This is a genomic window from Oceanispirochaeta sp., assembly GCF_027859075.1.
GTDB lineage: Bacteria > Spirochaetota > Spirochaetia > DSM-2461 > DSM-2461 > Oceanispirochaeta.
This window is the reverse complement of the sequence record NZ_JAQIBL010000073.1, coordinates 1-7,704: the sequence shown is the minus strand read 5'-3', so window position 1 is coordinate 7,704 and position 7,704 is coordinate 1. Positions and strand designations below refer to the sequence as shown.

Sequence of the window (7,704 nt, the reverse complement as noted above, 5' to 3'; positions counted from 1 at the left end):
CGGAGCTTTTCAAAGAGATCAAAAATAATATCCGGATCTGACACATCTGTTAGCTCGGCTGTCTGATAGTAAGGCTGAAAGGAAGAGAGGATGTCATCCGAGTCATTGAAGAAGTCCAGGACAAAAGTCCCCGTCTGTTCCTTGGTGGGATAGATCCGGTTCAACCGGGAAAGAGTCTGGACACACTCCACACCACCCAGCTTTTTATCAACATACATGGCACAGAGTTTGGGTTGGTCAAAACCTGTTTGAAACTTGTTGGCCACGATCATGACCTGATAGTCTACAGAGTCAAAGGCCTTTCTCATGTCTCGGCCCTTTAAACCAGGGTTCATATTCAACTCTGTAAATTTCTCACCAATGAGACCCTGACTATTAGGGTCTTTACTATTGAATTCTACCTCTCCGGAAAAGGCCACCATGGCCGTGATCTTTTGATATCCCTTCTCCTTGATGTATTTATCAAAACCCATCTTATAACGGACAGCCTCTTTTCGAGAGCTGGTAACCACCATGGCCTTGGCCTGACCATTAAGGAGTCCCATGACGTTGTCTCTGAAGTGTTCCACGATGACCATGACCTTCTGACTGATGTTATAGTCGTGAAGCCGCACCCACTGGTTCAGCTTGACCCTGGCTTTCTTGCTCTCTACATCCTGATCCTTCTCTTCTATGGCCAGGGCCATCTTGTAGGCAACTTTGTAGTTGGTGTAGTTCTTCAGGACATCCAGGATGAATCCTTCCTCTATAGCCTGACGCATGGAATAGACATGGTAGGCCTGGGGAATGTTCTTTTTAGAAGGAGCCTCATCGGGATGAGGGAGCCTTCCGAAGAGCTCCAGAGTCTTTCCCTTGGGAGTGGCGGTGAAGGCAAAATAACTCAGATTTTGTGATGACCGACGGGAAGCCACGGTGGCATCCAGAATCTCCTCAGTAGAGAGTTCTTCATCCGAGCCGTCAGACATCAGGACTTCTTTCAATTTGTGGGCCGTAGACCCGGTCTGTGAGGAGTGGGCCTCATCGGCGATGATGGCATAGTTCCGCTCTCTCAGGCTGACCTGCTGTTCGATGGCATCTAAAACATAGGGGAAGGTCTGGATAGTCACAATGATAATAGGCTGAGAGTTTTCCAGAGCTGAGGCCAGTTTTTCCGACTTGGAACCATCCCCTTCGGTCCGGTTGATCCGGCCTACAACACCATCCACATGTTCAAACTGGTAGATCGTATCCTGCAACTGGTCATCCAGTACGGTCCGGTCTGTGACAATAATGACAGAGGCAAACTGCTTGTTTCCTTCTTTATCAAAGAGGGAGGAAAGCTGATGAGCCACCCAGGCTATGGAATTGGATTTTCCCGAACCGGCACTGTGCTGTACCAGGTACTTATGGCCCGGCCCCTCATCCCTGGCAGCGGAGATGAGTTTTCGGACCACATCCCACTGATGATAACGGGGGAAGATCAGGGTCTGCTTCTTATACCGGAGCCCCTCCCAGTCTTCTCTGTCCTCTATCTGAAGGTGGACAAACCGGGCCAGAATATTCAACAGGTTATCCGGAAGGAGGACCTCATTCCACAGGTAATCCGTGGCATAGTGGTTGATATCTTCGGGAACATCATTCCCAGCTGCCCCGTCACTGGTTCCCTTGTTGAAGGGGAGAAAATAGGTATCTTTCCCGTCCAGCTTGGTGGTCATATAGACTTCATACTGGCTGACCGCAAAATGGACCAGGGCCCCCCGTTTAAAGCTGAGAAGAGGTTCTCTCTTCTTGGTGACAGGATCAATGGGCAGACGGGTCGTCTTATACTGTTTGATGGCCCGTTCCACATCCTGTTTGAACTCGGACTTGAGCTCCATGGTGATCACAGGAATGCCGTTTATAAAGAGAACCAGGTCGATCCGCCAGGGCTTTGCTTTATTCCCGCTGAGAGCCTCATGGTCTGCCGTCGCCCAGGGGCTGTAGACCAGCTCGGGAACCACCCGCAGACGATTCTTTTCATAACGCAAAAGGGTATCAGGGTTAAGGTCATGATCGGGTTTGAACTGACACAGGCGGAATCGTGTACCCCGGTCCTTCAGCTCATGCCGGAGCACCCCCAGAGTCCCGAAGGTCCTCATCTGATGGTCTACGGCCTGAGGGTCTGCCTTGGAGAGCTGCCTGACAACAAGTTCAAGAAACTTTTCATCTGGATCAGAGGGATAGAGCTTGCAGAATTTCTGCCACTCTTTCTCCTGACTCTCCTGTACAAAGGTAAGGAGATCTTCTTCGTAGAGACCTCGGGATCTGTTGTACCTCTCAGACTGACCCACAAGCCAGCCATGAGACGCCAGGTCCCGAATAATGTCATCCTGAAAAACCCGTTCCTGTGTTGCATCGGCACTCATAGAGCCTCACCTCCCGGAGTATTATCATTATCAGGAGCCACCCAATCCCGAACATCTATCTTCCCTGTAACAGCTGCTGAAATAAGGGCGGTGCGGCGTTCTTGGAGAAGAGTAATAGCATCTATAGCCTTCTTCTCAATTGACTGATATTGCCTTTCTTGCTTATCAAGAACCGATACAATAATAAATTGCTCTTTCAAAGGTGGAAAAATTGATTTAACAGCTCCAATACGATCAATATTCAAGTTTGCTTGTGTACTTTGAGTTGAGGTTTTTTCTAGTGCAGGTAGAGAGGCCATCAAACTATATTTTAAAAAATCAATAAATATATCTGAATTGGGTTTAAAACCAACAACACTATCTGGAGCATATGCTTCAAAATCCAATATTGCTGTATCTCCGATATTTGCTGCAATTGCCATAACTAAACTCCCCGCAGGGAATCTTTGGCTAATTGACTTTCCCTTTTCATTCAAAGTTTGTGTATATGAAGTAATCTTTTTTTGAGCTCGGGCAATATCACCAGTTTGAATAAAAGGATACTCTCCATCATATAATGAAGGATCATTTCTTGGTCTATGTCCGAATTTCCCTCGGTAAATTTTTGATGAATAACGATAATTTTTTATTACCCAATGCTCCGGCACTTCCCCCAGCCACTCGACTCCTGAATCCTTCATGGGGGCATCGGGATTGAGGCCTTTGGTTACAGCATGGCTTATGACAGCCTGTCGCTTTTCTTTCAGGAGCTTGATGAGCCGTTTCTGTTTTTCGATGAGGGTGTCGATTTTGGCTGTTTCGTGGTCAAGGAAGTTGGCGATTTGAGTTTGTTCCCTAAAATGAGGGAACACTACTTTATAAGGTGCTATTTGATTAGTAGATAACTGTCCTATGGCTGAACTTTCAACTCTAAAGTCAATAACATCATTGATATAGTAAGAGAAAAACTTACAATGCTGTTGTTTTATTGGTGACAATACCAATAACCGAATAATTGCATCATATGGGTGGTCTCTAAAGACTGCAAAACCAATATCACCGCGCCCACTTACTGTTATCGTATTTGCTTCATAATTATTCTTACAACTATAACCATATATTGCGTTTTTATCATTAGCGTTCGTGTAAATTGGGAAGCAATGTTTTTGAGTTTTAATTTCTGAAAAATAATTAACCTGAAGATCACCCCCAGCATTTATTTTAAATAATTTAGAAATATTTGCACTGTCCCAATGCTCAGGAATCTCCCCTAACCACTCTATACCAGAGTCCTTATACTGCTCATATGGCTTGTATCGTCCACTCTTCATCTTCTGACTCCTGTATTCAGGTCTAAAACTCTTGCTGATAGCCCCATGGCTTGTTCTGGGACTGTGGGGTATTCATCAAGGAGTTCATTGAGAGAGCTAATAAATCCCTCGTATTTATCCAGGGGTTTTAGAAGTTCAGATATGATATCGAGCATCAGAACGATCCTTTTTCTCTTATTGGTTGTAATTGGGTAGGCCTTTTCCATCTTATTTGTGAGAGCAGGACTGATACTGAGAGAAGCATTCCATATCCGGGCATGATGGGCACATTGGTTCCGTAGAACAGTCAGAGAGTGAACCCAGGATTTTAAGATGTAGGGTTTTACCTGGAAATATCGGGCAATATCCTTTTTCACCTCTTCATCAGAGAGAGAGGAATAAACCCTGGACCAGGAGCCAAAGGAAACAATCTCTATCAACATCCAGGCTGCGGGAGCCTCTGGTTGAGTGTATTTTTTTTTGTAACTCTCAATAAAGATTTCCCGGCTCCTTTGAGTCTCCTTTTCACACTCCTGAACAAACTTCCCATGATCAAATCTGTCTGAAAAATTCCCAGGATTCAGAGGCCAGTGAGAATCTGCTGTTTTTAAAGAGACTTTTAGACAGAGCTGTGTCCTGAAGGCAACCTCAATATCCTGTATGGAATCAAAGAGGAGAGATCTTAACTTGGAATCGAAGTCATAGAGCTGAACCACATCATCAAAGCTTGTCCCCTCCTTGAATTTATGGGTTCTTTTCCGATTTTCAAATATTTCATAATGCAGAGCATATCCGCTGAAACGGTAGTAACTGACCTGGTTTAAAAAAGCAGCGGCCCTATCTCGATCAGGGAGGACCATCCCTCTTAGGCTTAAAAGCTCAAGCTGCTCTTCTGTAGTGGTGGGGGGAGAATCATAATTCATAAGGTAGACTCTCTTTGAGAGCCTGGGCTTATAAAAAAGAAGACCCTTCCTGGTCCGCATCGTTGAGTGGCGTGAAGGGTACTGTTACTATTAGAATATGTCATGAACAAGTCTTTTGCAAGAGATCCACTCATGAGTGCACCTCTCTCAGAAGCTCCATGATCTCAGCACTCACCTGATCCAGTTCCGCATCGATCTCTGCCAGATCTCGGGGAGGGGTATATACGTAGAAATGACGGTTGAATGGGATCTCATATCCAACAATACCGATCTCCCCATCCTTATCATCTTTTTTACTCCCGTCTATCCAGGCCTCGGGAACATGAGGGAGAACCTCTTTCTTGAAATAGGCCTCATTGACTTCATTCACAGACCTGGTTGGATCAAGTGAAACATTCTCATTGTCCCGAAGGTCTCCATCACTTTTATATTCAACAGTCCGGCCATCCACTTCAAAAAGACCGTAAAGGGGATTGGCTTTGGTCTTATGTATTTTCTTAATGACCTTCTGAGCCTCAGGATTCTTCCATGAAACAGCCGCAGTTATCTGCTTTTTCTCTATGCCATCCAGTTTTATGCCGGTTTTCTTTAAAACAGCCTCATAGTCATTCATATCATCATACTGATCTGTGCCGAGAACCTCTTGCAGCTGCCGGGCCTTCAGAAGGATCTCTTTCTGAGAAGTCCAGGTATCCTGTTTCAATAAGTCCTTGATCTGTTTCTCTTTTAAGGTAGAAAAGTGTTTCTTAATATACGCCCTTATCTCATCCTGATGTCCTGAAAGATCTCCGTACTGAGGAGAGTCTTTTTCATCTGACCAGGACTCCCCATAATTCTCATAGATCCACTCCATGGGATCACCCAGGGGTTTGGGAGCATATCGGAGAGTTGCAATCCGTTCATCAGAAAACTGGTAGGACTCCCTGAGGGGACGCTCAATGGTCAGACGGCGGTAACCGAACTCATAATAATCGAAGATCTTACTGCCAAATGTCTTGGGAGTCTCTGTCTTTGCATTCTCAGACTGACGGCCACGATTACTCTTCTGCTCTGCCGGTTTATCCAGGAGACGGGCATCAACAAGCTCAAAGTTTCCGAAACAGCGGGTAATGGTTCTGATATCCTCACTGCTCATGATGTTTCGCTTGGCTCCCAGAGACTTGCGCATCTTACCAAAGAGATTGACTCCATTGATGAGCTGCACCTTTCCCTTCCGCTCATTTATTTTCTTATTGGTCAGCACCCATACATAGGTGGCAATGCCTGTGTTGTAAAACATATCGTTGGGCAGGGCGACAATGGTCTCTAAAAGATCCGCTTCAAGGATATAGCGGCGGATCTCAGATTCTCCCGAACCGGCACCACCGGTGAAAAGGGGTGAACCATTGAGGATGATCCCGATACGGGCTCCCCCCTCGGAGCTGTCCCGGAGCTTACTGATCAGGTGTAAAAGGAAAAGAAGGGACCCGTCAGAAACACGGGGAAGTCCCGGACCGAAACGACCGTTAAAACCTTTCTGGGTATTTTCATCTTTGATAGAACCCTCTATCTTCTTCCAGTCCACACCGAAAGGAGGATTGGAAAGCATATAATCAAAGGACTGATTTCCCAACTGATCATCCGAAAGAGTATTCCCCAGCTTGATATTGGAGACATCCTGACCCTTGATCATCATATCGGCCTTACAGATGGCATAACTCTCAGGGTTCAGTTCCTGTCCGAAGGCCTTCATAACGGCCTGGGGATTCATCTTGTGTACATACTCCATACCTGAAGAGAGGAAGCCCCCTGTCCCCGCGGTGGGGTCGTATATTGTCCTGATGGCACCGGGCTGAGTGAGGGCCTGATCATCTTCCATAAAGACCAGAGAGGTCGTGAGACGGACGATATCACGGGGAGTAAAGTGTTCCCCGGCGGTCTCATTGGAACTTTCTGCAAATCTGCGTATCAGCTCTTCAAAGACGAGACCCATATCATGATTGGAGATGGCCTGGGGACTCAAGTCGGCCTGTCTGACTTTCTGCACAATCTTATACAACAGGTTTCCGTCACTAAGGAGACCAATGAACTCGGAAAACTTGAAGTGTTCGAAGATCTCTCTGGCATCCCTTGAAAATCCCTGGATATAACTCTCCAGATTGTCCTTGATTCCTGACTCACCCAGCTTGGACAGATCCATCTGAGAGATATTATAAAAAGTTAAACCCGGGGTCGAGTTGATAAGAATCGTTTCCAGGGCTTCTTCGGGGAGGTTCTGATCTTTAATACTCTCATATCGTTCCAGCACGGAAGCCTTGGTGGGCTCCAAAACACCTTCCAGACGGCGTAACAATGTGAAGGGGAGAATAATTCGGCCGTATTGGCTTTGTTTGAAGTCTCCCCTCAGGAGGTCTGCCAGAGACCAGATGAAAGAGGCCAGGTTGTTGGGGGTTTGGTTCATTACGGAGAACTCCTTGATATCTGGAAGATTAGATTTTTCATCAATTAGATGAAATGTGTAATCACCATATTTCAATGCATTTTCTACATCCTGATATAAACAGGATTTTTCCATTGTAAACCCAATATGATGGTAGGGCTACAAAGAGCCAAAATAAAACAGCTGCATCCTATTAAGTGCGGGTTAGTATCTTTTAATTTTATTATTATGTACTGTTTATCTTTTTGGCTATTCGAATTGTCAATTCCCTGAGATACAAAAGAGAAAGAACTTATATGGTTGTTGTAGATTTCAAATTTTTTTGTAATAGCACTTTACCTGGAGTGCACTCCATATTGTAGAGTTATTAAATAGAGAGGAAAATTTACATGATATATAACACATATGGAAAAACAGGAAAGAAAGTATCTGCTGTAGGATTCGGCGGGATGCGGTTTGATGAGACAAAATCTAATGCGGAAAATGCAGAATTGGTACGTTATGCCAATAGTAAAGGTATCAACTATTTTGATACAGCTCCGGGATACTGCAGCGATACAAGTGAAGATGTTTTCGGTGAAGCTTTCAAAGATATGCCCGGTGATTTTTATGTTTCCACGAAAGGTATGCCTACAAAGTTTGATACTGCTGAAAAAGCTATAACTGCAGTTAAAAATTCTATACAACGT

At 45.1% G+C, this 7,704-nt stretch carries 5 protein-coding genes; 1 reads left to right on the top strand and 4 read right to left on the bottom strand.

Annotation, left to right across the window (positions count from 1 at the left end; genetic code table 11):
* The 4 genes from PF479_RS03850 to PF479_RS03835 all read right to left on the bottom strand — a co-directional run.
* The coding region (locus tag PF479_RS03850) for a DEAD/DEAH box helicase family protein (protein ID WP_298002374.1) at positions 1–2,384 on the bottom strand (2,384 nt) is incomplete at its 3' end.
* A complete protein-coding gene (locus PF479_RS03845) occupies positions 2,381–3,694 on the bottom strand; it encodes a restriction endonuclease subunit S (protein WP_298002373.1) in 1,314 nt (437 codons plus the stop codon). The genes PF479_RS03850 and PF479_RS03845, both read right to left, overlap by 4 nt.
* Positions 3,691–4,596: an Abi family protein gene (locus tag PF479_RS03840; RefSeq protein ID WP_298002372.1), complete on the bottom strand. Its 906-nt coding sequence runs from the start codon at positions 4,594–4,596 to the stop codon at positions 3,691–3,693. Before PF479_RS03840 ends, PF479_RS03845 begins: the two co-directional genes overlap by 4 nt.
* Before the next feature lie 130 nt (positions 4,597–4,726).
* Entirely contained in the window at positions 4,727–7,036 is a 2,310-nt protein-coding gene (locus PF479_RS03835; protein ID WP_298002371.1) for a class I SAM-dependent DNA methyltransferase, read from the bottom strand.
* A 368-nt stretch (positions 7,037–7,404) separates the two neighbouring features.
* On the opposite strand from PF479_RS03835, the gene PF479_RS03830 reads away from it, so the two are divergent.
* A partial coding sequence (locus tag PF479_RS03830) for an aldo/keto reductase (protein ID WP_298002370.1) occupies positions 7,405–7,704 on the top strand: 300 nt, incomplete at its 3' end.

Coding starts and splice junctions, on each gene's coding strand:
- PF479_RS03845 (WP_298002373.1), bottom strand. CDS start 3,694: ATGAAGAGTGGACGATACAAGCCATATGAGCAGTATAAGGACTCTGGT.
- PF479_RS03840 (WP_298002372.1), bottom strand. CDS start 4,596: ATGAATTATGATTCTCCCCCCACCACTACAGAAGAGCAGCTTGAGCTT.
- PF479_RS03835 (WP_298002371.1), bottom strand. CDS start 7,036: ATGAACCAAACCCCCAACAACCTGGCCTCTTTCATCTGGTCTCTGGCA.